The sequence below is a fragment of the Nonomuraea sediminis genome (assembly GCF_018531495.1).
GTDB classification, from domain to species: Bacteria; Actinomycetota; Actinomycetes; order Streptosporangiales; family Streptosporangiaceae; genus Nonomuraea; species Nonomuraea sediminis.
In genome coordinates this window covers 86,722-112,174 of the sequence record NZ_JAHDTI010000004.1, presented here as the reverse complement: position 1 = coordinate 112,174, position 25,453 = coordinate 86,722, and the positions used below count along the sequence as shown (strand labels likewise).

Genomic DNA, 25,453 nt, shown 5'->3' with positions numbered 1-25,453 from the left:
TGGGCCCTTGGGCGGGAGAGCCCGCGGGGCGCTCGGGTGTGTGGGGGCGCGGTCCGGGCGCGGGTCCGCGGGTTTGGCCGGCTGGGTTAGGCGATCAGGTGGTCTCGGGCGTCGGGGGTGTCGGTGCCCCAGACGTCGTCCTCCTCGTGGAGCCAGGTCCCCGTGCCATCCGGTGCCTGCTGCTCCTCTCCCCCATGTCCGGGAGTCATGGGCACGAACGGCATGGTCGACGCCCCTGCGGAAGCGAGCCGCGTCATCCGAGCTTCGTCGACACCCGCACCGAGAGCATTAGGTATCGCGATGGCTCCTGTCGGCGTCCCTCCGCTGGTGGGCGACTGATTCCCCCAATGAGGCGTGGAGTCGGTGAACGTGGTGGGATGGAGCTTCGGCTGCTGGAACTGGGAGAGATCCGTCCCGCGTGAGCCCTTGGTCGGGTCGGTGACCGAGGTGGGCGTCGCACCCGTGGTGGTGGTAGTAGTCCCGTCCGGCTGGCCGGACGCGTTGCCGTCCTTACCGCCGGGCACGTCGGTTTGGCCGGGATTGCCGGAGCCATCAGAGCCGCCCTTGCCCGGATGATCGCCGGTCCCCCGGCCAGGGTCGCCGTTACCGCCCTTGCCCGAGTCGCCGGTACCGTCCTTGCCCCCCAGGTCACCGGAATCCTTGCCCGAGTCGTCGAGACCGTCGAGACCGGAGTGGCCATCCTTGTTCCCCAGGCCATTCAGACCACCGTTCGGGCCACCCGGGTTCCCCGAGGTGCCGGGGCGGTGGTCCCTGCCGTAGTCGACCGCCTGCACCGAGGGCGTGCCGATCGGCGCCGGGGGGATCTCGGGGAGGTCGGACGTCAGGATGTCGGGCATCTTCTCCCACAGCTCGACCATGCGCTGGTTGAGCATCTTGAGGTGGGTCTGCGCGATGCCGTTGGCGCTTCCGGTTACCACGAGCTCGTGGCCCGCCTTCTCACCGGTGTAGCGCGCGTCCTTGCCCGAGTAGGTCTTCCAGTCGCCCACCGAGAGGTCGTCGTTCCAGGTGGCGCCGCTGCTGGCGAAGGCGCTGTCGCGGAAGTACGGCAGGTAGTCGTTGCCGTAGGCGAAAAGCTGCTCGCCGAACTTGGCCATCTGGCCGCGCAGGTGTCTCGCCGTGGCGTGCATCTGCTGCAGGTTCTTCTGGGCCGTGACCGCGTCCTTGCCATGCCACTCGTCGGCCAGCAACTGGTTGACCTTCTCCAGCGCCTCGACCAATGTCTTGAGCCGGTTAGCACCCTCTGCGTAGGCGGTGCCTGCCCGTGCCACCCGCGGCGCGTCCGTATCCTGGAGCAGCTTGCTGATCGTCGCCACCGCACCGTCGACGTTGCCGGAATCCGGCTTGGTCCCTTTGATGGTCTCGCGACTGTATCCCACGTGGATATCCCCTCACATGCGCCTAAGCGCCGGTGTTGCCGGTCTCCGTGTTGCCCCACGATTTGCCGCCCGCACGCAGTGCGGCTGCGGCCAGCTCCGCCTGCGCGATCAACTGGGAGTAGGTCATGCTCAGCTTGCTGTGGGACATCTGACAACTGGCAGCGAACTGCTGCGCGCACATCCAGCTGCCGATGTCCTTCTCGGTGAGCGCCCCGTGGACCTCGATAGACCGCTTCGAGCCGGTCGGGTGGACGTCACCGCCCTTGTCGTTCTCCCCTGTCAGCGGGTCGAGCGCTTCCTGGAGGATCTTCGCAATCTCCTTGAAGCGCTGCTCCGTGGGAAACTTGACCTTGTCATTCTCGCTGTCCAGACCACGCCATTTGGGGTCAAGAGTGAGATCGTCATCCCCGGCCATTCCTACCTCCCAGGCATAGATCACCAGCCTAGTGCAACTAGTGGTCAAATTGGACATACGTCGTCAGAACTTCAGTGCTATCCCAGTAGTCGCTCTTGTCCCACGAGCAGCATGCGGACTCGACCGGATGATCATCGCGCTGTTCTGGTCGCGGCGCTCTTGGCTTACGTTGGCGCGCCCGCGGCCCCGGCGCGGGCACCGCGGGACCGTCCCCTCGAGCAGAGCATCGTTGCTGCTCACCATGGCCAGATCACTAATCGAGTACGGCATGCAACCGCAAAAGCGCACCACCGATGCGAGGCACAGACAATTCGCAGACGCGAGAACCCGCGGAAGCGGCCGGAGGCGGCTCCCGCGGGTTCGACGTTCCAGGTAGGGGCTACTAGGTGATGAGGTGGTCCACGGTGTGGGAGGTGTCGCCGCGCCAGGTTTCGTCCGGCTCTGCCATCCAGGCCCCCGAGTCGCGCGAGAGCTCGTCCTCCTGGCCACCGCCCGCGCCGGTCATCGGTACGAACGGCATGCCGCCCATCGACCCCCCGGCCGAGGCCAGCCGCGTCGTCCTGGCACCATCCAGGGCGCCGTCGAGGGCGTTGGGCGCCATGACCGGCGTCCCGCCGTTGGCGGTAGGCGCGTGGGCCGACGAGTAGGGCGTGGAGGTGGGCGTCGTGTACGAGGTGGGGTCTATCTTCGGCTTGTGGAAGTCGGACAGGCTCGTGTTACGGGACGGATCGGTCACGCTCGGGTGAGTCCCGGACGCCAGGCCGTTGTTCCCGTCCACACCGCCACCGGTTCCTCCTGTGTCGGCGCCGTTACCGGTGCCGGTGTGGTCGCCGACGCCTCCCTGGTCCCCCGTGCCGTTGTCGCCCCCGGTCGTCGAACCAGGCCAGCCGTCGATCCCGGAGCCGTCCCCGCCGTTCGAGGTGGGGTCGTAGCCGGTGTAGGGATACTTCGGCAGAACCCACCCGCGATGGGTGTCAGTGTCCGTGCCCCGAACGTCGGGGCCACCTCCCGACGGACCCAGTTTGGGCAGGTCCTCCCGGACGGTGTCAGGCAGACTGCTGAAGATCGACTGGAGGTCGTTGCTGAACTTCTGGACCTCGTCCTTGGCCTGGTCGTTGTTGGTCGAGAACCAGTTCCAGTTGCCATCTTTGTCCATGGCGAACAAGTTGAGGTCGTCGCCGTCAGTGAAGGAGAAACCGGCATCCCATGTGCGGCCCCACCCGAACGTCCCGCCGTACTGGCCCTTGTACTTGGGGATGATCTCCTTGCCGAGCTTCACCAGTGGCGGACCCATCTTGTCCGCCTTCTCGGTGAACTCGCGGATCGTCGTGTGCAGTTGCTGGAGCGCCTTCTGGGCTTCGACGGACCCCTGGTCACCCCAGCAGTCCGCCATCGCGCGGGCAGCGTCCTCGATCTTGCCGAGGGTGGTCTTCAATACGGTGCTCGCGTCGGTGTAGGCGTTCCCGGCTTTCTCGACGCCCCTTTCGTCGAGATTCTCGAAGAGCATCTTGACCTTGTCGGCGTGCTGCTTCCCATGGACGTTGAAGTCGATGGGGTGAGGCTTGATCGTGTATTCGGTCGCCATCAGGTCTCCTCGGGGGTGCCCGAGCCACCCATCCGCTGGTCCAGTGTGTGGAAGCCCTTGGCGCCCTCCAACATCAACAGGATGGCGTTCTGGTACTGCGCGACCACGTTGCTGTAGATGGTCCGGAAGCCCTCGCTCCCTCCGGCCACCGAGTCGAAGAAGTCCTTCACGGACCCGGCTTCGTTGTCCATGATCGTCGGCACGACCGCGTACTTCGTGAAATCCTGCAGGGATCCCGCCTTGTTGCCGCCGAGCCTCTCCAGGTCTGCGGCGAGATCAGCGGCGATTTTCTTAAGCTTGCTGGCGCTGTAGGTGATCTGGTCGGGCTTCGGGTTCAGTCCTGGCCAGTCCTTCTCATCCATCGCCACGGCAACACCTCCCGTTAGATCACCAAGACTAGTTCAGTCACACCTCAATGGGACATAGATAGCCATCACTTCTATGCTGTCCCAGTAGTCGCCCTTCTCCCAGGAGCAGCATGCAGACTCGGAAGGACCTCTACCAGGCGCACCGGCTGATGACGCAGCGCCTGGGCATGGCCTTGTTGCAGGGTGAGCCCGACGTCTCCGAGTCGCCGATGCGGCGCCAGAACATCGCGATGTTCAGCGGGGTGCTGGTCGCCGTCCTGGTCGCGGCGGCCTTCGGCATCTGGGGAATGCTCAAGCCGGGCAACGCCACCAACCTCACCGACGCGGGACAGTTGCTGGTCGAGGAGGAGACGGGCGCCAAGTTCGTCTACAGCCAGCAAGACAGCCGGCTCCTGCCGGTGGCCAACTACGTCTCAGCCCGCCTGCTGCTCGACGCGGGGGACGTCAAGACGCGCAAGGTCTCCGCCGCCTCGCTGGCCGGTTTCAGCCGGGGACCGATGGTGGGCATTCCCGGCGCTCCTGACTCGCTGCCGACCAAGGATCAACTGGTCAAGGGGCCCTGGTCGGCGTGCGTTTCCGAGATGACGGGCCCGGCGGGCGACGTCAAGCAGTTCGTCACGCTGGTCGGCGGCATCTCCGTCGGCGGGGCCCCGGTCGCGGGCGGCGCGCTGGTGGTCAAGGACGACCAGCAGCAGGGCTGGATCATCTGGGCGAACCAGCGCATGCGCATCGGCCCGGAGGGCGTCCAGGCGCTCGGCGCCGCCGGCATCAGGAAGGTCCCCTCCTCCTGGCTGAACGCCATCCCGGCCGGCCCGAAGGACTTCGTCGCGCCGTCCATCGCCAGCCGCGGCAAGGTCGTCGCCGGTCCCGCGGGCGGCCGTGCCCGCGTCGGCCAGATCTTCACCGCGGCCGGCATCGCCGGCGCCGCCGACTCCTGGTACGTGCTGCTCGACGACGGCCTCGCGCCGATCAGCGTCACGCAGGCCAGGCTCCTGTGGCAGGACAAGCGCACGAAGCTGGCGTACGGCAAGCTCCCCGTCGAGCCGATCAAGATCGACGCCGCCACGGCCAACGCCCATCTGTCGCGCCAGCAGATCCTGGGTGGCGGGCTCCCCCCGACGCTGCCGAAGCTGATCACACCCGGCACCAGCGCGCCCCTGTGCGCGGTGTACGCCAACACGCAGGCCGGCTCCGCGAAGGCGACGCTGACCGTGGGCACGCTGGCGATCCCCGTACCGCGCACGATGGGCAACCAGGAGCGCTTCGACCAGGTCCTGCTGCCGCCGGGCCGGGCGGCGCTGGCCGGCCTGCTCCCCGGCGACGGGCAACTGTCGGCCATCTCCACCTACGACATCATCAGCGACCAGGGCCGCCGCTTCCCGCTGATCGCGGCGGACCAGATCGAGAAGCTCGGCTACGACGCCACCGACGTGGCCCCGGTGCCCGCCCATCTGCTGCACCTGATTCCCCAGGGCCCGGCCCTCGATCCGACAAAGGCCCGCACTCCAGTTGACATAACCCAGTAGACGTCCGCGAGACGGCCGCCACTTGGGGCGCGTCGGTGACCAAGTCGGGCGTGGCCTCATCGGCCCCGACCCGAACGCGACCAGGGCCGGACAGGCACTGAACATCCCTAAGCGGCGCTAGTCGAACCCATCGATCAGCCGGTCGAGCATCTCGAGCCGCGCCTCCATCGACCGGCGGTAGGCGTCGAAGCTCTCGTCGAGGCGGGTCTCCATGGAGCCGATCGGATCGGTGCCCAGCGCTTGTGTCGCCACCTCGCGCTGCTTGTCCTCCACGTTGTCCTGCGCTCGCTGGATCGCACGCGTGATCTCTTCGCCCAGCAGATCGCTGCCCAGTTCCATGGCCGCGAGCCCGAGACCGATCTCAATGACCCGCCCTTGCGCGTCAACCTGGGCATGTACCGCTCCATCGGCACCGTCGCCCCACCCTACGATCGCACCGAGTTCCTCTCCCACCTGCTCGGTACGTCGTTGAGCACTGCGCACACCATCGACAATTTCCGGCAACTCATCCCCGTTGGGCGAAATGTCCACATTCGTCACCCTATAGGCTCAAAAACGTCTCAAGTGACACATGTTGTATTACATGAATCGTGTGATACATTCCGGGAAATATAAGGTTACTCGCATGTTTCCACGGGAACATCGCACCTGCGCAGGGGGCCATGGACGAACTGAGGTTCATCGCGGACACGCTCAAGGACGCAGGTGGTGACTTCACCGAGGCGGGGACAGAAGTCAGCATCGCGAGGGACGTCTACGCACCGCGCGGTTCCATGCAGGGAAACCCCTTCGGCTTGGTTCAGGGCGCTTCAGAGGACCTGCACCAGCAGTACGCGGAGTTCTTCCAGAGCGTACTCGCCGAACTCGATGGCCTGAAGTCGGCGCTGTCGAATGGCTCGACCGACCTGAAGCTGTCGAGCGAGCAGTATTCCACCGCCAACCAAGCCAGCACCCCTTCGTGATCGCGGGGAAGGGGCGAACACATGGCTAACATCCTCGATATCCCGCAAATCCTCTGGAGATGTCTGACCACCCTGGGCAGCGACGAGGACGAGCGCAAGCTCAGGGACATGGCTGAGGCCGCCGGGGTGCTGGCCGACGACATCGACAAGGTCGGGCCGACCGTCGAAAAGTCCACCGGCAAGCTGCGTAAGGCCTGGCACGGCGACGCCCGTGCCGAATTCGACGAGTGGCTGAAGATACGGCGACTGGACCCCGAGGCGCGTAAGGATCTCGCCGGCAGATGCCGCCTCGCGCAAACGACGCTGGTAGCGGCGGCGGACGCGACCAAGGAGACCAAGCGTCAGTTCCGGCTGCTGCTCAAGGTGGCAGTCGAGGTGATCCTCCAGGGAATCGCCCTCTCGGCGGTCATGGGCGGGATCGCGGTCTGGTGGGTAAGAGCGGCACCGGTCCTGACCAGGTTGGTCGGCCAGGCCCCCAGGATCCTCGGGATCCTCGTCGCCTTCCTGGCCAGGGTCGCCAGGTTACTGAGCAAGCTCAAGATCATGAAGCTCGGGCTCTACTCCAAGACTCCGGTCTCCTTCGGCCAGGCCTTCCGCAGCGCTCTGCAGGGCTACACCAAGGTGAGCCTCTGGTCCCTGGGAGGCAACTACGCCGCCGGCGAGATCAGCCGACTGATCATGCACCCCTTCAACTCGAAGGTCCGCCCCTTCGACTGGTCGGTGCAAGGCCTGGCCGAACTGCTGTTCGTGGGTGGCGCCGGCGGCGCGTTCGGGACGCTTGGGCGCACCACCGGCCTCGTGGGCCTCGGCGCTCGTAACCCCTTGCTGAGGAACATGGCGATCGGCTTCGCGGCAGGCTCCATCCCGACGATCATCATCGACCGGGCCTTCGGCAAGGACCCCAAACCTTGGGTGCCGCGCGGTGACAAGACGTCGCTGAAGAACTGGATGACGGACTCCACGCTCTTCGACGGGCTCTTCATCGGCACGGTCGCGGGCGGGGCGAACGGGGCGGTGGGCCGCCTCTTCCCCGACTCCTCCACGCTGTCGGTCTGGGCGCGCAACAACGCGGACAGGCTCGGGCTCACGATCAAGCCTGACCCGGCGCGCCTGGCCGGGTTCCGCTCGACCATCGGGCTCGACCCCAACGGCAGATACATCAGGCTCCCCACGAGAGACATGGCGGGCGACCCGTTCGCGCTCTACCCGCCGCGCGAGATGCCGACCGTCCGCGCGGACGACGCGCCCTTGTGGGTGCGGGCAACGCAGAACAATGCCATGGCGAGGGGCTTCTCCAACCTGAACACGATGGTCCAGTCGTCGATTCTCGGGTTCGTCCCGAGCACGGCGATCAGGGCCGTGGTGCCGTTCAACGCCGGATCCCCGCCGCCCGCCCTCGCGCCCGGCACGATCTATCCGGATCCGGTCCACCGCACGGACCACGTGACGCCGCGGATTCCCGATCCGCCGGCGCAGCCGCCGCCACCACCGCCGCAACAGCACAACACGGTGGGCGGTGGACGGGTTCAGATATCGACTGGTGGCACCCTGTCCGAGATCTCGCGCCAGGTCTACGGTACGGATGCGTACTGGCGCACGATCTACAACGCCAATCGAAACGTGATCGGGCCCGACCCCAACCTGCTGAAACAGGGCGTCTTCCTCACCATTCCCGAGATTCCGGTGCCACAGGTCGGAGGACGTTGACGGTGCGTCCGGAGGATCTCGAGCAGGCCGCCTACGACGTGGAACGCGCCGTCGGCGAGGCGGAGCGGGCCGCGTCCACGGCGGCCCGCCTCGAGGACCTCGTCCTGGAAAACGAGAACGGTCTCGTCAGGGCGATCGTGGATGCCCGGGGCAGAGTTCGCGAGGTGCAGCTGAACCCGCGCGCGATGCGAATGGACCGTGACACTCTCGCGCGAGAGATCACCACCACGGTGAGGCGCGCCCAGGACAAGCAGGCCGACAGGGCGCTGACCGTGCTCGGCGTGCTCCCCTCGGCAGAGGAGGCACGCACGCAGCTCGAGAGGATCGTTTCCGAACTGGCGAACGATCAGGCCGGGTAGAGCGACGAGTCCACGTTTATACCGGGGATCTGCGATTGGCCGACGGACTTCGGGACCATGCCGGACTTGGGGTCGTACGCCAGGCCGGTGCCGCTGAAGTCGGCGGGCAGGCTGGCCTTCACGTCGTTGAAGTGCATCGCCTGCTCCTGGCTCTTCATCATGACGTAGGTGAAGAGGCCGCCCGCGGCGGTCGCGAACATCGCGGCCTTGCCCAGTAACGGCTTCGCAATGGCCCAGAGGGCCCTCAGCCCCATTTCCTTGCTTACCTCGTAGGTCATTCTCGCCGCAGGGTTCACCCACGTGCACCAGCTGACCTGCTCGAGTATGCGCCACGCCCACAGGGCGGTCGCCAGGCCGAGAGCCACGTAGGACAGCGCATTGTACTTCTTGGCCGCCGCATCGAGAGTGTCCGCGGGAGCATTGAACAGGTCGGGCACCTTCTTTGTTTCTTCGAGAAACTTGGTGAGCTGGCCCCGCACGACATCGGCCGTTGTCCCGGCGTACTTCGCCTCGTCCTTCAGGAAGTCCAGAAGCTTCGTGACCTCTGTTTCGATCTGGGCGATCTCCTTGGTCTGCCCGCCCTTGTCCTCGGTCCTCAACTGAACGGCAGCCTGGGACACCGAGTGCGGATCGGCCGTCGTCGCCGTGATCGCCGCCGCTATGCCCCACGCGGAGGGCCGGCGCAGAAAATAGGCGGCACTGCTCGCCATCGCGGCCGCCAGCGTGTACCGACCCATGGCGCCGGTATAACCGAAGACGTCTTCACCCAATGCAACCATGTCACGCGCCTTCGTGCCGGAGAACGGCGTCCGTTGTCATGTCGTCGCCCATGAAATCGCTCTCATCGGCTCTCAGCAGGTCGGATCCATTGCCCGGCTTGTCTTCGTTTCCCCCTTGTCCCATCCCGCCGAGTGGCATGAACGGCATGCCGCCCATGCCACTGCCCAGCTTCCCGGCACCGGACAGCGACGAACCAGAGCCGACACCATCTCCGCTGAGCAGGCCGGCCGGCGAACCTGGCGAGGCCGTGAGATCGGGCATCTTCGTGGTGGGGGTCTGAGAAGTCTTGATGCTCGACGGATCGAAGTCCGACAGACCCGTCTTCGTGGGGTCCTTGATATTGAGACCGTCCATGCCGGTCTTGCTCGGGTCGAGGCCTGAGAGGTTCGGGTTCTTGAGATCGGGGTTCTTCAAGTCCGGGTTCTTCAGGTCCGGGTTCTTGAGATCGGGGTTGTTGAGGTCCGGGTTCTTCAGGTCCGGGTTGTTGAGGTCCGGGTTCTTCAGGTCCGGGTTCTTGAGATCGGGGTTGTTGAGGTCCGGGTTCTTCAGGTCGGGGTTGTTCAGCTTGGGGTCCTTGAAATCAGGAGTCTTGTAGTCCCCCGGGACTATTCCCTTGCCGTTTCCGAGCCCTCCGAAGTCACCTATGTTGCCAGGGCCGCCCCCCAGATCGCCGCCTTTCTTCCCACCACTGTTGTCATCGGCTGCCTGGTAGGCGGCATCGCCGGCCTTCAGCGCCACCTTCCAGGAGTCCAGGGCTTGCTTGGCCACCTCGAGGGTCTTGCCGTTCTGTTCGAGTGTCTTCTCATGGCCGTTGTCGATCGATCGACCGGTGAGGCCGCAGCCCAGCCAGCCCGTGCTGATACCGCCCGACCGCTTGATGAAGCCGTCCACGACACCGACGGTGCCGTCGATCTTCTTTCCGGACTCAGCCAGCTTCCCTGGCTTGAACTGCAGCCCAGTGCCGGAGCTCGCCCCCTGCTGGCCGATGAGCTGGTTGAGCTTGGCCTCGAGATCGTTGGAATCCGCCATGTCTCCTCCTGGCTTCAGCCGATACGGGGCTCGGTCACCGTGTGCGGCACCGCCCAGTCGTCCCGATCACCCTGCAGTTCAGGGGTGTGCTCGAAGGACTCGCCCTCGCCCGCACCCCCGCCCATCGGCATCCATGGGAACGTCCCGTTGCCGCTCGCCACGCCACGCGCGCCCGCCGCCAGCCCGTTGCCCGGGAACGGCGCCGGCTCGCCCAGCACCGACGGCACACTCGGCGTCGCGCCGTTCGGCGCGGCGAGCGTGTTCGGCGCCCAGGTCTGCGGTGTCGGGGTGTGCGGCGTGACGGTGGTGGGCGTGAAGGTGGCCACCTCGCTCTGCCGTGGGTTGTGGTCGATCACGGAGGGCACGGTGGTCTGGCGGTCGTGACTCGTGCTCGACGTGTCGCCCGGCCGGCCGGCCGTGGTGTCGGAGTGCGAACCGTCCGGGTTGGTCCCGTTCTGATCAGAGCCACCCGGGTGATCCGTACCACCGTTGCCGTTGTCGCCGGTGTGGTGGTCCGACCCGGTGGACCCGTCGTCCTTGCCGCCGCCCGTGTGGTCCGCGCCGCCGGGCTTGTCGCCCTGGTCATGGCCGCCGGTGCTGTCGTGGCCGGTGGTCCCGGGATCCGTGGTGCGGTGCCCGGGGTCGGTGACGTGGTTCTTCTCCACCGGGGTGTACTTGCCCGGGTGCCGGCCGTCGCCCGGCGAGTTGTCCGCGTAGACCACCGGAATCTGGTTGGGGTCCCCGCTGGGGGTCTCAACGGTCGGCACCTCGTAGGTCACGCTGTACGGCACGTTGACCGCGTAGATCTCGGAGATCTGCTGGTTCAGCTCGTGCATGATCTTGCGAGCCTGGATGTTTGCGGCCTCATCCTTGGTGCTCTGCGGGACGTACGAGCCCGCGATGGCCATCGACCCGGAGGAGTAGGTGCCGTCCTTCTCCTTCAGGTCGGTCTCGATTTTCTGGACGTTCTGCAGCGCCTCGGGCACGCGCTGGGCGTACAACCGCAGCGCCGTGCTCATCTGGTCCATCTTCGTCGACAGCTCGGTGCCGGTGGCGTGCAGAAGTTGCAGGGCCGTCTGCACTTCCGCCGAGGTCGGGCCCTGCCAGATCTCGGCCAGCCTGCCATGATGGTCCTGCAACGCCTTGGTGACCGCCTGCACGGCGCTGGCCGCGTGCATGTAGGCGAAGCCGGCATCATCGATCATGAGCGGCTCGGTGTCCTCGAGCAGCTTCTCGATCTCCGCCTTGGACTTGTTGACCTCCGCCCCCTGCGGGGTCACGGACGCCCAGATGACCAGTTCCTCGCGCTTAGCCACGAGCCACCTCAGGCCTCTTGTGTCGGATTCGTCTTTGCGTACACGTCGGCGTTGGCCTCGATCGCGTCGAGGACCGCGAACACGGCTTTGGCCCACTCGCTGTAGGCCTGGTCAAACTTGGAGCCCCCGCTGCTCTTGCCCACGGTCTTGCCGAACGCCAGGGCGTCATCCCACGCGCCGATCTGCTTCTCGTCCAGCTGACAGTGAGCCTTGATGCTGTTGGGCGAGCCCGTGGTGTAGCCGTCGTCAGAGCCCGCCCCTTGGATGCCGGACAGAGAGTCCCGGATCTCCCGTACGACAGCCCGCATCTGGCCCACGTCGTACTTGAGCGGGACGTCCCCGCCCAGCCCCTTCCAGTTCGGGTCGAGGGTGAAGGAGCTGCCGTCCCCTTCTTCGATGAGCATGCTTCACTCCTCCGTAAAAAGCCGTACGCCCGGCCACCACCCGCAAGGGCAATGACCAGGGCGAGAGGCGTACGTCTTCAGTGCTGAGACCAGAGCTTGCGGTTGAAGTTCTCGGCGGCCTGGTAGTTGCTGTTCGCGATACCGAGCGCCTGGGCGGCCGTGTGCAGGTCGCTACCCATCTGCTGCTCGGCGACGTCCCACTTGGCGCGCTCCTCGTCGAACATGGTGCGCGCGCCGCTGGAGTCGTCGAACCAGTGCTCGGACAGGATGCCCTGCACGTTCTTGTACAGATCGTCGGTGATCTTGTCGAGCTTCGTGACCACGTTGAGCAGGTGGCCCTGCGCCTCCTCCATCTTGATGAAGTTGACGACGGTCTGGTCGGACATGTGGTTCTCCGTTCCTGGCGAGTTCAGAGCCGGCTCGAGGCTGGATCAGGCTGCGGGCACCGGGCGGTTGATGAGGTCGTTCACAGCGTTGGTGTTGGCACCCACGTTGAGGTTCATGTTGTCGTCAGCCGCCTTGCGGTACTGCCCGGCGCTGATGTTCAGGTTGTCGAAGATCCGCTCCAGACTGTCCAGGATGTTCTTCGCCTGGAGATCCCAGTCCTGCATGGCGAGCCTGTAGCGCTCAGCGGCGTCTCCGCCCCAGCCGACGTCCCTCGGGTTGATCTGCCTGGCCGCGCCGAGGAGCTCCTGCACTTTGGCCGCGACGCCCTTGCGCAGGCCCTCGATTTCCTGCCCTGCCTGTTCCACGAGGCCGGCGGCCTGCACGAGCTTCTCTGGGCTATAGCCGGTGATGCTCACTGAAACTCCCTCTCGCGAGATCCAACGCAGCGCAGAGCCTCATCGATGCGGCCATGCGCAGACGACGGCACGATCGTCACAAAAACTATCAAAGGACACGGTAGCTATCTCTAGCAACATAACTAACAAGTATGTAGATCACGGATCTATAACACCTAGTGGGCTTTTGGGCAAACATGCAGGTGAGGGGCCATTTTCGCCATTGACGCGGATCGTGAACTCCTAGTCAACACGCGTAGGCTTTCGTCCCTTCTGTGCCTGGTGCCCCGCCTTGAGATACGGTCTCGATCACGGGGCCACGGTCGGAGGGGACAGTGAGCGAGCAACGTAGTGTGGACAGCTTGATCAACTGGGGATCGTCCACGACTCAGGCCACCGTCGCCGCGCCCATGGGCGGCGGGTCGGACCAGACAGTCGTCTCGCAAGTCTCGGTCCCCGGCATGACAACGTCCGGCGGGCAGACGCACCACACCTCGCACGACCACCACAGCGGCCATCACAACGATCAACACCATGGCGGCCACGACCAGCACCACGGCCACCATCACGATCAAGGTCACGCGGTCGACAAGCAGGGCCCGCCGAACCCGCACCTCAAGGACGACAAGAAGCACGACACCGACGACAAGAAGCAGGACGCCGACCAGAAGAACGCCGACCAGGGCGACCAGAAGGACCCCCAGAACTCGGACGCGTCCGGGGATCAGGGCACGGACCCGGCGAGCAACCAGGTCCCCGGCGACGCGGGCAACTCCCAGGACCCCACCAACACCCTCCCCGCCAACCAGGGCTCTCAGCAGGACCCGGGCACAGGGGATCCCAACGCCCCCGGCACAGGCGACCCCAAGACCCCCGGCACGGGCGACCCCAAAGACCCCAAGGACCCCGGCACGGGCGACCCCAAGGACCCCAAGGACCCCAAGGACCCCGGTACAGGCGACCCCAAGGACCCCAAGGACGCCAAAAAGCCCGGCGACACAGGTGGATCCGGCGACCCGGGCACGTCCATCCCCGGCGGGGGAGGCGGAGGCGGCACCGACCCGAAGAACGGCACAGGCAAGGACGGCACAGGCAAGGACGGGACGGGCACCGGCAAAGACGGGACGGGCACCGGCAAAGACGGCACAGGCCAGGACGACGGAGGCAAGCCCGGCAGTTCCGACAAGGAGACCAAGCAGATCGGCGACGACCCCACCAAGAACGTCGCGGGCATCGTGATCAACGACGTCTCCCCGCACATGCACGAGGCCTTCGAAACCGCCAGCGGCAACCACGCGTTCGCCCCGGCGTTCGGCGTCGTGGGCCTGCACCTCGGCCTCGCCCACGACAAGGCGAGAAGCGCCGTAGCCGACTATCTCGTCGAGGGCTCGATGCTGATGACCCGCTGGGACGCCGCGCTCAAGAAGACCTCTGCCGTCTGGCAGGCGGCCAAGGACCACAACAACCCGACGGGACACCCCTGATGGACTCGCTCGTGATCTTCGAATCCGCGGCGGCGACCAGCGTATGCGCGGCCGGCCTGCTCGGCGGTCCCACCTGGGCACTCCCTCCGATCATCGGCCTGATGACGGGAAGCGACGAATCACAGCAGGGCGTGGCCGACAAGTACGCGAAAACGGCCGATCTCCTCAATACGAGCAAGGAGAACCTGGGGAAGACGAAGACGGCCACCGCTCCCGAGGAGTGGACCGCCAAGGACAAGGCGGAGTTCAACAACAATGTCACTGAGCTGGTCAAGCAGATCGACCAGGCCGTCAGGGGCGTGAAGAGCGCCTGCGACACCGTTCAGTGTTCGGCCACGACCACGACGGTATCCGGCTACGTATGCCTCACCGCCAGCGCCGCCCTGCTGACGACCGCCTGGCTCAGTACTGTCACCATCCCCCTGGGCCCGGTGTCTCCGATGATGCGTCTCGCTGGGTGGGCGAAAGCCTCCAGGATCTACACGGTGCTGTCCGGCGTGCTGGAGAAGCAGGGGATGGTGGCTGCGGCCGCCGGCGGGGTCCTGCTGATCGTGGCGGGCTTGCACGAGTACGAGGCCCAGACGATCGCGGGCGAGGCCAAGACTCCCGAGGGCGGCTCGCCCGACTTCAAGAAGGTGAAGATGAATTGGGCCCAGAAGGCCTGAGGCCTGAACTCAGAGGTCCAGGCGGCGGCGGATGCGGTCGAGTTCGCCCATCACGTCCTCGAACGTCCGGTTGTAGGCAGCCTCAGCGCTCCTGACCTGCTCCAGCGCGGCGTCGGGGTCGTCGACGAACCGCATCGGGTTGTCCTCCTCGCCGAAAACGTCGTTCATCGCGCTGTTGATCTGCCGCTGCAGGTCGTCGGACGCGGCGCGGACCACCTGCTTGATCTTCTCCGACAGTTCGCCGGAGCTGAGCCGCATCGCCTTCGGGTGGAGCTCCAGCTCGGTGAGCCCGGCGGCCGTGAAGCCCGCCGAGACCAGCCCGTCCTCGTCCTCGGCCCGCCCGACCAGGTCGGCCATGGTCTTCTGCAACTCTTCAACCCGGGCGAACTGGTTGTCGGCGGTCTTGAGCAGCTTGTCGATATCGATGTTGGCGAAGTCCCCGAACTCCTGCATCGCTACTCCATCCTCCTGAATCGCCAAATGCCGAGCAAGCTACGCCAAGCGCCACTTATACGCAATCATGGTGCCTTCTCCGGCAGGTCCCGCTTGGGCGCCAGCCAGTCGAACTGCTGGCTCCCCGGCGGCAGCTGACCCGGCGTCGTGGGCTGGTTGTAGGAGGGCAGGTTGTGGATGTCGATCTTGGCCTTGGCGAAGTCGATCGCCAGTGCCCCGGTGGGCGTCACGTACTGGAGCTGGTGCCATTTCCTGGTCTCCATCGTGATCGCCCGGGCCGACGACCCGAACAGGAATCCCAGCTGCGTCAGCAGGAACGCCGTGGTCCCCCACGCGAGCTTGCCGATCGCGATCTCCTGCAGCATCGCCGCCAGCCGGAACTGCGGGAAGCGCTTGGCCAACTGGACGGCCAGAGCGGCCGCGAGCACGGCGACGGCGGCGATGCCGAGCTCCATCCAGTACTTGCGGATGGTGCCGCCCACCTCGTCCACCACGCCGCCCACGCTCTTGAAGGAGTCCCGCAGCTTGGCCACCTCGCCGGACAGCCGGGCCACGGCGCCCTCGAAGGCCTCCTGGTCCTCGGCCTTCCAGTTCTTGCGCGACTCGTTGATGATGTTGGGCGAGGTCATCTTGACCCCGTCGTCCAGCGGCATGGACAGGCCCGTGGCCCAGTTGGTGGCGGCCTGCGCGATGCCGGGCTCGTTCACCAGCGCGGTGGCCGCCAGCAGCGCGGCCGGAAGGACGAACTTGGAGATCCGCCCTGCCATGCGCATCGCCTGCAGCCCCTGCGGGGTCGGCCCCGGCCCGGCAGGGGGCGCCACCTTGGGCACGGCGGCCTCTCCCAGGGAGGTCGCGGCGGTCCCCTTGGGCGTGTAGAGGCCGGACGAGCTGCGCTCGAAGCCCGAGGTCGGGTCGATCGGATGGGCGATGCGGGGATCGAACTCCGGCGTGCTCACTGGTAGAGCACCACGTTCGCCTGTTCGGCCATCGCCCAGTTCTGGGAGGCCGTCTGGAGCAGGTCCTCCCAACTACGGACGACCTCGGCGGCGCCGTCCAGGAAATGCGTGGCCATGAGCTGCGCGTCCGCGTACGCCGACGTGAGCTGCAGATGGCCCATCGCGCCGAAACCCAGTCCCGCGACATCGGTGGCGGGAACCGCTGCGCTCAGACCGGTGAAGATCGGCCTCAGCTCCATGCCCACCCGGACGCCCAGGTGCGCGATGCCACGCGACGTGACGTGGATATCCAGACCCACAAGTCCCCCAAACTCCCAGAAACCTACAAATGTCACGTTAGAAGCGGAAATCACGGAGGTAACCGGAGTTCACGGGATTGTCCTGGACAGTTCGGCGCGGGTTAACGGAGATCACTTTGGCTGGATCATGGAAGATCCATGCCTGAAGGGAAACCGATGTCCTACTTCCAGCCGGACGACCTGCTGCCTGAGAACCTCGAGCGGATGGTCAGAGACAGCGAGGAATCGCTGCGGCGGCTCGCCGACATGACCGACGAGCTGGCCTCGATCACCGGGAAGGGCGCGAGCCGCAGCGGGATGGTCGGGGCCGTCGTCGACAACGGCGGGCGTCTGGACCGGATCGAGCTGGAGCCGCGCGCCATGCGCCTGAGCAGCGCGGAGCTGAGCGAGGAGATCGTGGAGGCGGTGCGGGTGGCCCAGGACAGCGCGCAGCGCCAGGGCGAGGAGCTGCTGGCCCAGGCCATGGGCGGTGATGCCGCCCGCTTCCCGCTTGACCTGGACGCGCTCCAGCGCCAGACCAAGGACATCCAGGACTCGTTCACCATGACGGTGGAGAGCAGCCTGTCCGAGATCGAGCGCCTCACACGCCGCAACGACTGGTGATGCCGGTGACCGTGGTGCCGGGGCTAGGCACGCCGTGACGGCGGGTACGCGGCACCGACTCGCCGCAAGCGCCGGACGCGGGTCCTCGGCCGAAGTGCGGCGGGCGGCCGGTGGCGGCGGCCCGCCGTACGGGAGAAGTCAGCCTGCCAGGCCGCGCACCCAGGAGTAGATGTCCAGGACGCCGAGCGCGAGCGGGAACAGGGCGGCGATCAGCACCAGGTCGAGGATGTCCCCCGCGCGGCCCCAGAAGGGCGACGGCTTGCCCGTCGGCAGCCACATGCCCATCCCCACGGCCGTCAGCGCCACCCACAGCAGCGCGATCGCGGCGACCGCGGCCGCGATCCCGCCGCGGCCGACGCTGAACGAGACGGCGAGCAGCACGAGCCCGGTCAGCCCCACGACCACGAGCCAGACCCGCTGCGGCGGTCCCTGGAAGACGCGTGCCCGCATGATCGTGGTCAGTGCCAGGACCACGCTCATGGTCTGCGCAATCCACCCGCCGTCGAGCACGAGCAGCACCTGTGCGGCCAGGACCATCAGCGCGATCCCGGTGATCATGCCGGTGACGTAGCTCCTGGCCTGGGCGGTGCGCTCCACGATGGAGCTCGCGTCGAGCAGCGAGTTGTCGTTGCGCAGTTCCTCGGCGGTGGTCGGCATGTTCGGCAGCGGCAGCCTGGCCAGCTTGAACGACAGCGTCGGGATCAGCGGGCTGAACGCCAGCAGCACGGTCGCGGTCACCGCCGCCACCCCGGCCGCCGAGGTGCCCCAGATCATCACCACGGCCGCGCCGGCCGCCCCTGCCACGGAGGCGATGGCCGTGCCGAGGAAGCCCGCGAGCCCGTCGGCGGTCAGCGCCCCGGCGAAGGCCGCCACCAGCGCCGTCGCGGCCAGCGCCGACAGCAGGCTGGGCGCGCCGAGCTGCAGCATGCTCTGCGCGTCCGTGGCAGGCGCGAGCAGTCCCGCGAGGAAGCCGTACGGCAGGGCCGCGTAACCCACCGCGGCACCGGCGCCCGAGTCACCCATCGCCCGCGACAGGACCGCGCCCGTGGCCACGAGCAGCAGCGCGAGCGCGCCCGCGATGATCGCGGCGAGCAGCCAGGGCGGGCCCGCCAGCACCAGGGCCAGGGGCCCTGCGGACAGCAGCGCGGCGGCGGCGCCGATGCCGAGCCTGCGCGTGTGCGAGGGCGTCCACGTGGTCGAGCGCTCCTTGACGCCGGTGGCGACCACGTCGGCCACGTCGTCGAAGAGCGCGGGCGGAATGGCCGCCTCGCGCGGGCGCAGGTAGAGCACCTCGCCGTCGAGCACGCCGAGCGCGCCCAGGCTCTGGCTGATGTCCAGCGGCGCGCCGCCGGGGCGCTGCAGCACCCAGCCAGGGGCGGCGCTCGCGTCGCCGCCCACCTCGCCCACCGCGCGCAACAGTCCCGGCAGGACGTTGGGCAGGGGGAGGTCGGAAGGGAGGGCCAGGTCGGCCCGCCTACGCGGCGCGACGATCGTCACGTGGCACAGCGGCGGCAGCGGCGCGGGTGTCTGCGGCAGCGCCGACTGAGGCAGAGCGTTCTGGGGCACGGGACCCGGCGCTCTCTGGGACAGCGACTTCACGCCTTTTTCTCCCCTTTTGCCACAGCCATCACGACAGCACGAAGATATCGGTCAAGCGGAGGTATGTGCGCTTCTGGTAAGAAAGTCTTCCTCAACCATTGGAGGCAATCCCAGGGTGAGCATCGTCATCGTCCGGCGCCCCGAGCGCCGTCCCAGCCCCAAGCCACCGCGCGGGGAGATCCTCCTGGAGTCGCCGCCGGAGATCCCCGAGGTGCAGGGGCAGGGTCTCATGATGATCCTGACATACATGCCGATGGTGGCCGGCGGCGCGGCCATGGCCCTGATGTTCACCTCGGGCGGCTCGGGCAGCCCGCTGATGTACGTGGCCAGCGGCCTGTTCGCCTTCTCGATGGTGGGCATGAGCATCGGCCAGATGGGCCGGCAGGCGGGTGAGCGCAAGTACCGGCTCAACGGGCTGCGCCGCGACTACTTCCGCTACCTGTCACAGGCCAGGAAGAGGTCGCGCAGGGCTGCCAGGCAGCAGCGCGAGGCCCTGGAGTGGAGCGGGCCCGCGCCCGACACGCTCTGGTGGACCGCGATGGGCCCACGGCTGTGGGAGCGCCGACCGCGCGATGAGGACTTCAGCACGGTACGGCTCGGCACCGGCGTGCAGAAGCTGGGCATCCAGCTCGTCCCGCCGGACTCCAAGCCGGTCGAGGACCTGGACGCGTTGTCGGCCGGCGCGCTGCGCCGGTTCGTGCGCGCCCACTCCACGGTGTCGGAGTTGCCGGTGGCGGTGGCACTGGGCTCCTTCGCCCGCATCAGGATGCGCGGCGAGCCACAGGCCATGCGTGACCTGGTCCGCGCCATGATCGCGCAGATGACCGTCTTCCACTCCCCCGACGACATGCGGATCATGATCTGCGCGAGCCCGGAGTGGATGCCGCACTGGGACTGGGTGAAGTGGCTGCCCCACGCCCTGCACCCCGAGGAGACGGACGCGGCGGGGCAGGTCCGGCTCATGTCGGAGAACCTGAGCGAGCTCGACCAGTTGGTGGGCGGGGAGCTGAAGGAACGGGCCAGGTTCAAGCCAGGCTCCCCCTCGGAGGCTCTGCCGTACCACGTGCTGATCGTGGACGGCGGGCACGTGCCGCTGGACTCTCAGCTGGGCATGGACGCCATCCAGGGCGTCACCGTGATCGACCTGTCGGACTCCACCGGCCTGGTGGAGGAGAGGGCCATGCTGCGGCTGGAGATCCAGCCCGACGGCTTCTACATGATCAAGATCGACCACGCCGGCAAGGAGAGCATGACGCGCCTGGGCGCGCCCGACGGGCTCGGCTTCCTCAAGTCGGAAGGCCTGGCCAGGCAGCTCGCGCCGCTGCGGCTGTCCAGCGGGGCGGGCAGCACGGAGACGCAGGACGTGCTGTCGATCAACACCACGCTGACGGATCTGCTCGGCGTGGGCGACCCGACCCGGCTGGACACGGCGCAGACCTGGCGCCCCAGGGCGGGACGGAACCGGCTGCGCGTGCCGATCGGCCTGGGCTCCGACGGGCGCGTGGTCGAGCTGGACATCAAGGAGTCCGCCCAGGGCGGCATGGGACCGCACGGCCTGGTCATCGGCGCCACCGGCTCCGGCAAGAGCGAGCTGCTGCGCACGCTCGTGCTCGGCCTGGCGATCACGCACTCCTCGGAGACGCTCAACTTCGTGCTGGTCGACTTCAAGGGTGGCGCGACGTTCCTGGGGCTCGAGGGGCTCTCGCACGTCTCCGCGGTCATCACCAACCTCGAGGACGAGCTGCCTCTGGTCGACCGCATGCACGACGCGCTGCACGGCGAGATGGTGCGGCGCCAGGAGCTGCTGCGGTCCGCGGGCAACTACGCCTCGCTGCGCGACTACGAGCGCGCCCGCGAGCAGGGCGCGCCGCTGGCGCCGATGCCGACCCTGTTCGTCGTCCTGGACGAGTTCAGCGAGCTGCTGTCGGCCAAGCCGGAGTTCATCGAACTGTTCGTGATGATCGGCCGGCTGGGCCGGTCGCTCGGCGTGCACCTGCTGCTGGCCTCGCAACGGCTGGAGGAGGGCCGGCTGCGCGGCCTGGACACGCACCTGTCCTACCGGGTCGGCCTGCGTACCTTCTCGGCGATGGAGTCGCGGGTGGTCCTGGGCGTGGCCGACGCCTACGAGCTGCCCTCCGCGCCGGGCAACGGCTACCTGAAGTTCGAGACCACCGCCATGACCCGCTTCAAGGCCGCCTACGTCTCCGGCCCGTACCAGGCCGACCCGCGCTCGGCCTCCTCCGCCGCGGGCGGCGCCCCCATCCCCGAGGTGGTGGAGTACGGCACGGCCTACCAGCCCGTGCCCCAGCCCGCCGAGCTGCCGGGTGAGTCCACGGTCGACGTCCAGGACAAGGGGCCGCAGATCAGCCTGCTCGACCTGGTGGTCGGCCGGCTCAAGGACCGGGGGCCGTCGGCTCACCGGATCTGGCTGCCGCCGCTGGGCGAGCCGCCTACGCTGCTGCACCTGCTGCCGCCGCTGTCGGTCACGCCCGAGCTGGGCCTGACGACCGCGGCCTGGCCGGGGCGCGGGCGGCTGCAGGCGGTCGTGGGCATCATCGACAAGCCGTTCGAGCAGCGCCGTGACCCGTTCTGGCTGGACCTGTCCGGCGCCGCCGGACACGTCGGCCTCGCGGGCGGCACGCAGAGCGGCAAGAGCACCGTGCTGCGGACGCTGATCTCCAGCATGGCGCTCACCCACACCCCGCGCCAGGTGCAGTTCTACTGCCTGGACTTCGGTGGTGGCGCGCTCGGGTCGCTCGACGGGCTCCCCCACGTCGGCGGCGTGGCCTCGCGCCTGGACGGCGACCGCGTCCGCCGGATGGTGGCCGAGGTCGCCGGCATCCTCAAGGACCGCGAACGCCGCTTCGGCGAGCAGGGCGTCGACTCGATGCCGACCTACCGCAAGATGATGGCCGACGGCCAGATCGAGGGCGACGGCTGGGGCGACATCTTCCTGGTCGTGGACGGCTGGCTGACGATCCGCCAGGAGTTCGATCAGCTCGAGCCGATCATCACCGACCTGGCCGCGCGCGGCCTGGGCTACGGCATCCACGTGGTGGCCGCGACCAACAAGTGGTCGGAGTTCCGCCCCGGCATCCGCGACCTGTTCGGCACCAGGATCGAGCTCAAGCTCGGTGACGCCTACGAGTCCGAGGTCAACCGCAAGGCCGCGATGGCCGTGCCCGAGGGCGTGCCGGGACGCGGGCTCACCAAGGACGGGATGCACTTCCTGTCCGCGCTGCCCAGGATCGACGGCGTGCAGGAGACCGAGGACCTGGCGGCCGGCGTGCGGACCATGGTCGAGGCCGTGCGGGGTGCCTGGCAGGGTCCGTCCGCGCCGGGGATCCGGTTGCTGCCGGCCGTACTGCCCGCGGAGACGCTGCCGGGGCCGGAGGAGACGGGGCCCAAGCGGATCCCCATCGGCATCGACGAGCAGGCGCTTGAGCCGGTGCTGCTCGACTTCGACGCCGACCCGCACTTCATCGTCGTGGGCGACACCGAGAGCGGGAAGTCGAACCTGCTGCGGCTGATCAGCGAGGGCATCGTGGCGCGGATGCCGCCGCGGGACGCGATGATGATCGTCATCGACTACCGCAGGTCGCTGCTGGACAGCGCGGTCACCGAGCACCGCATCGGCTACGCGGCCTCCAGCACGGCGGCCGCGGAACTGATCGAGAACGCCAAGGAGGCGCTGCTCAAGCGGCTGCCACCGGCCGACCTGACGCCCGAACAGCTCAGGTCGCGCAGCTGGTGGCAGGGCTCGGACCTGTACATCGTGGTCGACGACTACGACCTGGTGGCCACCTCCAACAACCCGCTGGCGCCGCTGGCCGACCTGCTGCCTCAGGCCCGCGACATCGGGCTGCACCTGGTGATGGCGCGCCAGATGGGTGGTATCGGCCGGGCCATGTTCGACCCGGTCATCACCAAGATCAAGGACATGGCCAGCCCGGCCGTGGTCCTGTCGGGCAACAAGGACGAGGGCTTCGTCTTCGGCAACATCCGCCCGCATCCGCTCCCGGTGGGCCGCGGGTATCACGTCGATCGGAGGTTCGGCAACCGCCTCGTCCAGACGGCGTTCATGCCGATCCCGCAGCCGGAGGAGTGACAGGTGCTCGAGCTGCCCACCACGGTCAAGTTCGCGTTCGCACTCACGGGCCATCCGCTGCCCGACGTCGATCCCCGGGATCTGCTCGCGTCGGGCCGCCGGTTGATCTCCTTCGCCGACACCATCGACCGCCACAACGGGCGGGCGGACGGTGCGGCCGAGGGGGTCCTGGCGGCCAACGCGGGTGACGGCGTGACGGCCATGCACGACCGATTGGTGTCCCAGGACGGCACCTCGGCGCAGGCCCAGGACACCAAGCAGGCGACGCTGTTGCTGGCGGCGGGTGAGGTCTCCGCCAGCGTCCCGATCGCCGCCTTCATCGCCACGTCCGTCTGGGCCGGCTACAAGCTGGTGCGGTGGTTGTGGAGCTCAGGGAAGTTCGGCGCGGCCGGGTGGTGGATGGCCGAGCGGGGCATCAGGCTGATCGGCGCGCTGCTGAAGTTGCTGTGGCGGCTGACGCTCAACGCGCTGAAGTGGATCGGGCGGATGATCTTCAAACGGGCGGAGATCAAGCTGGAGAAGCAGGCCGCGGCGCTGGAGAAGGAGGCCGCGGCGAAGGCGGCCAAGGAGGCGGCCAGGCCGCTGTCCGAGACCGCTCCGAAGCCGCTGCCCACGCGATGGGAGCTGATGCAGAAAGCCATGGATTCCCCGGGCAGCAAGGAGGGCAGGAAGGCTCAGCGCATCCTCGATCTCTGGGACGAGACCGGGCGGCGGCCCGACGCCGGCCCGTAGTCAGATCTGTCGGATGATCTCGGACTCCGCCGCGTGGTGCACATCGGACATCTTGCCGACCTTGCCCGAGGAGCCCCGGTACTCCTCGGCGAGTTCGGCGCACCGCTCGAACAGGCGGCGTTTCAGTGACGTGTCCAGGTCGCCGAGCGTGGCACCCAGCAGGCCGTGTCCCCAGATGTCGCCCAGGCCGCTGAGATCCGTCCTCAGGGCCGTGACGTCCTCGTCCAAATCGTCGGCGGCCCCCGAGAGCCCGCTGGACGCGCCATGAAGGCTCGAATGGGACACTATGCTCTCGGAGCTCTTATTCCACGCGTGCCTCACAAGTAACATCAATATCGTCTTTTCCGTCAACAGGCCAGAAAGAGGTTGCCGGTGGCAGGGGTGGAGTGGAGCCAGAAGGCACTCAAGGACCTCCAGGAGTCGGTTCACGACCGGGCCATCGACCTCGTCAAGCTCAAGGGCGGCAAGCCGGCCGACAACTGGGACAGCCAGGCCACCAGTGACTTCGGCGGCGACATCCCCGCCAAGCGCCCCGAATCCAAGATCTTCGGCAAGCTGCCCAACTCGGAGGGCATGAGCGGCGCCGTGGAGAGCGTGGAGAACAAGATGGGCGAGGAACTGGGCACCGCCAAGAGCCGCCTCGACGGCGTGGAACGCGCGCTGGACGACGTCATCAAGAACGTGACGAATGCCAACTCCGCCTCCGGCGGAAAGGGCGAGTGATGGCCGACCGCGCCGCGATAGCCGCACTCAAGGACGGCGAGAAGTTCACCGCGCTCATGGACAAGGTCGACGGCAACCCGGCCGAGATCCGGCGCATCGCCCAGCGCTGGCGCAACGCCGGCAACGACGCCCTGGGCAACATGAACCGCCTGGAGGGCGGTGTGACCAAGGTCGACAAGGGCTGGAGCGGCGAGTCGGCCGACGCGTTCGTGGCCTACATGACCAAGTACGGCACGGCGGGCACCGCGCTCAACAACGCCCTCGTCGACTGCGCCATGTCGCTGGACGACGCGGCCAGGGCGCTGGAGAAGGCCAAGGGGCTCGTCGACGGGGCCGGCAACGACCTGCTCACGGACGTCGCCACCATCAGGGCGCGCTACAAGGGCAAGGAATCCGACGACCCGAAGGTCAACGTCGACGACGAGATCTCCAAGACGGTCAACTCGTACGTCGGGACGGCCCAGCCGTACGTGGATACTGCCGACACGGCGCTGTCGACGGCGATGAAGGCCATCAACAAGCGCTTCGGCGAGGAGAAACTGCTCTTCGAGGACATCCCGAAGGCAGGCGACCAGACCTGGGCCGACCCGAACCACAAGGTGCACTGGGTGGCCACGCCGCCGAAGGACTCCACGGGCGGGACCGAGTCGGCCTCCGCCGACGGCGGCAGCGGCAATTCGGACGGCGGCGGGACGGGCTCCTACGACTACACGGGGACCTCCTCGGGCGGCACGACACCGCAGCCCAAGGAGAAGATCGTCGACTGGATCAAGCAGGCCATCACGATCATGAAGTCGCCGGAGATGAAGGATGCGCTGGCCAAACGCGGCATCAACGTCGACGACCTCGACCCGAACGACCCCAAGGACATCGAGCGCATCTGGACCGTGATCTACCACGAGTCCGGCGGCAACCCGAGTGCCATCAACAACTGGGACATCAACGCCCAGAACGGCGTGCCGTCGCAGGGGCTGATGCAGACGATCCCGCCCACGTTCGATGCCAACTCCCTGCCCGGGCACAAGCAGATCCTCGACCCGGTGGACAACATCATCGCCGGGGTCCTGTACACCTACAAGCGCTACGGGGACATGGCGCACCACCCTGGCATCTACTCCATCGAGCACGGCGGCGGCTACCGCCCCTACTGAGACGGGAAAGGCGGCCGGGGAACTCCCCGGCCGCCTTTTGCGCTATCGCT

Annotated in this window: 27 protein-coding genes; 11 read left to right on the top strand and 16 right to left on the bottom strand. The window is 67.5% G+C overall.

Features of this window, described 5'->3' with window-relative positions:
* Nucleotides 1-86: 86 nt before the first annotated feature.
* From KIK09_RS20390 to KIK09_RS20375, 4 genes are all read right to left on the bottom strand, one after another.
* On the bottom strand, nucleotides 87-1,397 hold the full coding sequence (locus KIK09_RS20390) for a WXG100 family type VII secretion target (protein WP_214320871.1): 1,311 nt from the start codon (nucleotides 1,395-1,397) through the stop codon (nucleotides 87-89).
* 22 nt (nucleotides 1,398-1,419) lie between these two features.
* Nucleotides 1,420-1,836 carry a hypothetical protein gene (locus KIK09_RS20385; protein WP_214320870.1) on the bottom strand — a complete coding sequence of 139 codons (417 nt, stop codon included), beginning with the start codon at nucleotides 1,834-1,836 and terminating at the stop codon, nucleotides 1,420-1,422.
* A 358-nt stretch (nucleotides 1,837-2,194) separates the two neighbouring features.
* Nucleotides 2,195-3,397, bottom strand: a complete 1,203-nt coding sequence (locus tag KIK09_RS20380; protein ID WP_214320869.1) for a hypothetical protein — start codon at nucleotides 3,395-3,397, stop codon at nucleotides 2,195-2,197.
* Nucleotides 3,397-3,765: a hypothetical protein gene (locus tag KIK09_RS20375; RefSeq protein ID WP_214320868.1), complete on the bottom strand. Its 369-nt coding sequence runs from the start codon at nucleotides 3,763-3,765 to the stop codon at nucleotides 3,397-3,399. Before KIK09_RS20375 ends, KIK09_RS20380 begins: the two co-directional genes overlap by 1 nt.
* A gap of 110 nt (nucleotides 3,766-3,875) precedes the next feature.
* Here KIK09_RS20375 and eccB point away from each other — a divergent pair, with 110 nt between their 5' ends.
* Nucleotides 3,876-5,291, top strand: coding sequence for a type VII secretion protein EccB (gene eccB, locus KIK09_RS20370; RefSeq protein ID WP_214320867.1), 1,416 nt, complete (start codon nucleotides 3,876-3,878; stop codon nucleotides 5,289-5,291).
* A 117-nt stretch (nucleotides 5,292-5,408) separates the two neighbouring features.
* On the opposite strand, the gene KIK09_RS20365 is transcribed toward eccB, so the two are convergent.
* Nucleotides 5,409-5,822: a YbaB/EbfC family nucleoid-associated protein gene (locus KIK09_RS20365; RefSeq protein WP_214320866.1), complete on the bottom strand. Its 414-nt coding sequence runs from the start codon at nucleotides 5,820-5,822 to the stop codon at nucleotides 5,409-5,411.
* 131 nt (nucleotides 5,823-5,953) lie between these two features.
* On the opposite strand from KIK09_RS20365, the gene KIK09_RS20360 reads away from it, so the two are divergent.
* From KIK09_RS20360 to KIK09_RS20350, 3 genes are read left to right on the top strand one after another with little or no spacing between them, the layout of a single operon-like run.
* Nucleotides 5,954-6,253, top strand: a complete 300-nt coding sequence (locus tag KIK09_RS20360; protein ID WP_214320865.1) for a hypothetical protein — start codon at nucleotides 5,954-5,956, stop codon at nucleotides 6,251-6,253.
* Nucleotides 6,254-6,274: 21 nt separating this feature from the next.
* Nucleotides 6,275-7,960 carry a LysM peptidoglycan-binding domain-containing protein gene (locus KIK09_RS20355; protein ID WP_214320864.1) on the top strand — a complete coding sequence of 562 codons (1,686 nt, stop codon included), beginning with the start codon at nucleotides 6,275-6,277 and terminating at the stop codon, nucleotides 7,958-7,960.
* Between the two features lie 2 nt (nucleotides 7,961-7,962).
* Nucleotides 7,963-8,319 (top strand): YbaB/EbfC family nucleoid-associated protein, encoded by a 357-nt coding sequence (locus tag KIK09_RS20350; RefSeq protein ID WP_214320863.1) that lies wholly within the window; start codon nucleotides 7,963-7,965, stop codon nucleotides 8,317-8,319.
* Here KIK09_RS20350 and KIK09_RS20345 read toward each other — a convergent pair.
* From KIK09_RS20345 to KIK09_RS20320, 6 genes are all read right to left on the bottom strand, one after another.
* The gene (locus KIK09_RS20345) at nucleotides 8,307-9,098 is read right to left on the bottom strand and encodes a hypothetical protein (protein ID WP_214320862.1); all 792 of its coding nucleotides are present in this window, start codon (nucleotides 9,096-9,098) and stop codon (nucleotides 8,307-8,309) included. The genes KIK09_RS20350 and KIK09_RS20345 overlap by 13 nt on opposite strands.
* 1 nt (nucleotide 9,099) lies before the next feature.
* Nucleotides 9,100-10,128 carry a hypothetical protein gene (locus KIK09_RS20340; RefSeq protein WP_214320861.1) on the bottom strand — a complete coding sequence of 343 codons (1,029 nt, stop codon included), beginning with the start codon at nucleotides 10,126-10,128 and terminating at the stop codon, nucleotides 9,100-9,102.
* 14 nt (nucleotides 10,129-10,142) lie between these two features.
* Complete coding sequence (locus KIK09_RS20335) at nucleotides 10,143-11,444, bottom strand: WXG100 family type VII secretion target (protein ID WP_214320860.1); 1,302 nt, start codon at nucleotides 11,442-11,444, stop codon at nucleotides 10,143-10,145.
* A gap of 8 nt (nucleotides 11,445-11,452) precedes the next feature.
* The gene (locus tag KIK09_RS20330) at nucleotides 11,453-11,848 is read right to left on the bottom strand and encodes a hypothetical protein (RefSeq protein WP_214320859.1); all 396 of its coding nucleotides are present in this window, start codon (nucleotides 11,846-11,848) and stop codon (nucleotides 11,453-11,455) included.
* Between the two features lie 77 nt (nucleotides 11,849-11,925).
* On the bottom strand, nucleotides 11,926-12,234 hold the full coding sequence (locus tag KIK09_RS20325; protein WP_214320858.1) for a WXG100 family type VII secretion target: 309 nt from the start codon (nucleotides 12,232-12,234) through the stop codon (nucleotides 11,926-11,928).
* A 45-nt stretch (nucleotides 12,235-12,279) separates the two neighbouring features.
* Entirely contained in the window at nucleotides 12,280-12,651 is a 372-nt protein-coding gene (locus KIK09_RS20320; protein ID WP_214320857.1) for a WXG100 family type VII secretion target, read from the bottom strand.
* A 341-nt stretch (nucleotides 12,652-12,992) separates the two neighbouring features.
* Here KIK09_RS20320 and KIK09_RS20315 point away from each other — a divergent pair, with 341 nt between their 5' ends.
* Both KIK09_RS20315 and KIK09_RS20310 read left to right on the top strand, forming a co-directional pair.
* Complete coding sequence (locus tag KIK09_RS20315; protein WP_214320856.1) at nucleotides 12,993-14,114, top strand: hypothetical protein; 1,122 nt, start codon at nucleotides 12,993-12,995, stop codon at nucleotides 14,112-14,114.
* 11 nt (nucleotides 14,115-14,125) lie between these two features.
* Entirely contained in the window at nucleotides 14,126-14,779 is a 654-nt protein-coding gene (locus KIK09_RS20310) for a hypothetical protein (RefSeq protein WP_214320855.1), read from the top strand.
* 9 nt (nucleotides 14,780-14,788) lie between these two features.
* On the opposite strand, the gene KIK09_RS20305 is transcribed toward KIK09_RS20310, so the two are convergent.
* The 3 genes from KIK09_RS20305 to KIK09_RS20295 all read right to left on the bottom strand — a co-directional run bounded on the left by KIK09_RS20305 (nucleotide 14,789) and on the right by KIK09_RS20295 (nucleotide 16,487).
* Nucleotides 14,789-15,232, bottom strand: coding sequence for a YbaB/EbfC family nucleoid-associated protein (locus KIK09_RS20305; protein ID WP_214320854.1), 444 nt, complete (start codon nucleotides 15,230-15,232; stop codon nucleotides 14,789-14,791).
* 65 nt (nucleotides 15,233-15,297) lie between these two features.
* On the bottom strand, nucleotides 15,298-16,188 hold the full coding sequence (locus tag KIK09_RS20300) for a hypothetical protein (protein WP_214320853.1): 891 nt from the start codon (nucleotides 16,186-16,188) through the stop codon (nucleotides 15,298-15,300).
* A complete protein-coding gene (locus KIK09_RS20295; protein WP_214320852.1) occupies nucleotides 16,185-16,487 on the bottom strand; it encodes a hypothetical protein in 303 nt (100 codons plus the stop codon). The genes KIK09_RS20300 and KIK09_RS20295 overlap by 4 nt, the downstream gene beginning before the upstream one ends.
* Before the next feature lie 138 nt (nucleotides 16,488-16,625).
* Here KIK09_RS20295 and KIK09_RS20290 point away from each other — a divergent pair, with 138 nt between their 5' ends.
* Nucleotides 16,626-17,090 carry a YbaB/EbfC family nucleoid-associated protein gene (locus KIK09_RS20290; RefSeq protein ID WP_214320851.1) on the top strand — a complete coding sequence of 155 codons (465 nt, stop codon included), beginning with the start codon at nucleotides 16,626-16,628 and terminating at the stop codon, nucleotides 17,088-17,090.
* Nucleotides 17,091-17,228: 138 nt separating this feature from the next.
* Here KIK09_RS20290 and eccD read toward each other — a convergent pair whose 3' ends face one another.
* A complete protein-coding gene (eccD, locus tag KIK09_RS20285; protein WP_214320850.1) occupies nucleotides 17,229-18,689 on the bottom strand; it encodes a type VII secretion integral membrane protein EccD in 1,461 nt (486 codons plus the stop codon).
* Between the two features lie 115 nt (nucleotides 18,690-18,804).
* On the opposite strand from eccD, the gene eccCa reads away from it, so the two are divergent.
* Together eccCa and KIK09_RS20275 are read left to right on the top strand one after the other, a co-directional pair.
* Entirely contained in the window at nucleotides 18,805-22,797 is a 3,993-nt protein-coding gene (eccCa, locus tag KIK09_RS20280) for a type VII secretion protein EccCa (protein WP_214320849.1), read from the top strand.
* 3 nt (nucleotides 22,798-22,800) lie between these two features.
* Entirely contained in the window at nucleotides 22,801-23,529 is a 729-nt protein-coding gene (locus KIK09_RS20275; RefSeq protein WP_214320848.1) for a hypothetical protein, read from the top strand.
* Here the strand turns inward: KIK09_RS20275 and KIK09_RS20270 are convergent, their stop codons facing one another.
* Complete coding sequence (locus KIK09_RS20270) at nucleotides 23,530-23,757, bottom strand: hypothetical protein (RefSeq protein ID WP_214320847.1); 228 nt, start codon at nucleotides 23,755-23,757, stop codon at nucleotides 23,530-23,532.
* A 144-nt stretch (nucleotides 23,758-23,901) separates the two neighbouring features.
* Between KIK09_RS20270 and KIK09_RS20265 the strand changes: the two genes are divergently transcribed.
* Complete coding sequence (locus KIK09_RS20265; RefSeq protein ID WP_214320846.1) at nucleotides 23,902-24,252, top strand: hypothetical protein; 351 nt, start codon at nucleotides 23,902-23,904, stop codon at nucleotides 24,250-24,252.
* Nucleotides 24,252-25,403: a WXG100 family type VII secretion target gene (locus KIK09_RS20260; RefSeq protein ID WP_214320845.1), complete on the top strand. Its 1,152-nt coding sequence runs from the start codon at nucleotides 24,252-24,254 to the stop codon at nucleotides 25,401-25,403. Before KIK09_RS20265 ends, KIK09_RS20260 begins: the two co-directional genes overlap by 1 nt.
* Nucleotides 25,404-25,453: the final 50 nt, after the last annotated feature.

Excerpts from the sequence above, each read along its gene's own strand:
- KIK09_RS20380 (WP_214320869.1), bottom strand. The coding sequence starts at position 3,397 with ATGGCGACCGAATACACGATCAAGCCTCACCCCATCGACTTCAACGTC.
- eccB (WP_214320867.1), top strand. The coding sequence starts at position 3,876 with ATGCAGACTCGGAAGGACCTCTACCAGGCGCACCGGCTGATGACGCAG.
- KIK09_RS20360 (WP_214320865.1), top strand. The coding sequence starts at position 5,954 with ATGGACGAACTGAGGTTCATCGCGGACACGCTCAAGGACGCAGGTGGT.
- KIK09_RS20355 (WP_214320864.1), top strand. The coding sequence starts at position 6,275 with ATGGCTAACATCCTCGATATCCCGCAAATCCTCTGGAGATGTCTGACC.
- KIK09_RS20345 (WP_214320862.1), bottom strand. The coding sequence starts at position 9,098 with ATGGTTGCATTGGGTGAAGACGTCTTCGGTTATACCGGCGCCATGGGT.
- KIK09_RS20340 (WP_214320861.1), bottom strand. The coding sequence starts at position 10,128 with ATGGCGGATTCCAACGATCTCGAGGCCAAGCTCAACCAGCTCATCGGC.
- KIK09_RS20330 (WP_214320859.1), bottom strand. The coding sequence starts at position 11,848 with ATGCTCATCGAAGAAGGGGACGGCAGCTCCTTCACCCTCGACCCGAAC.
- KIK09_RS20325 (WP_214320858.1), bottom strand. The coding sequence starts at position 12,234 with ATGTCCGACCAGACCGTCGTCAACTTCATCAAGATGGAGGAGGCGCAG.
- KIK09_RS20305 (WP_214320854.1), bottom strand. The coding sequence starts at position 15,232 with ATGCAGGAGTTCGGGGACTTCGCCAACATCGATATCGACAAGCTGCTC.
- KIK09_RS20290 (WP_214320851.1), top strand. The coding sequence starts at position 16,626 with ATGCCTGAAGGGAAACCGATGTCCTACTTCCAGCCGGACGACCTGCTG.
- KIK09_RS20260 (WP_214320845.1), top strand. The coding sequence starts at position 24,252 with ATGGCCGACCGCGCCGCGATAGCCGCACTCAAGGACGGCGAGAAGTTC.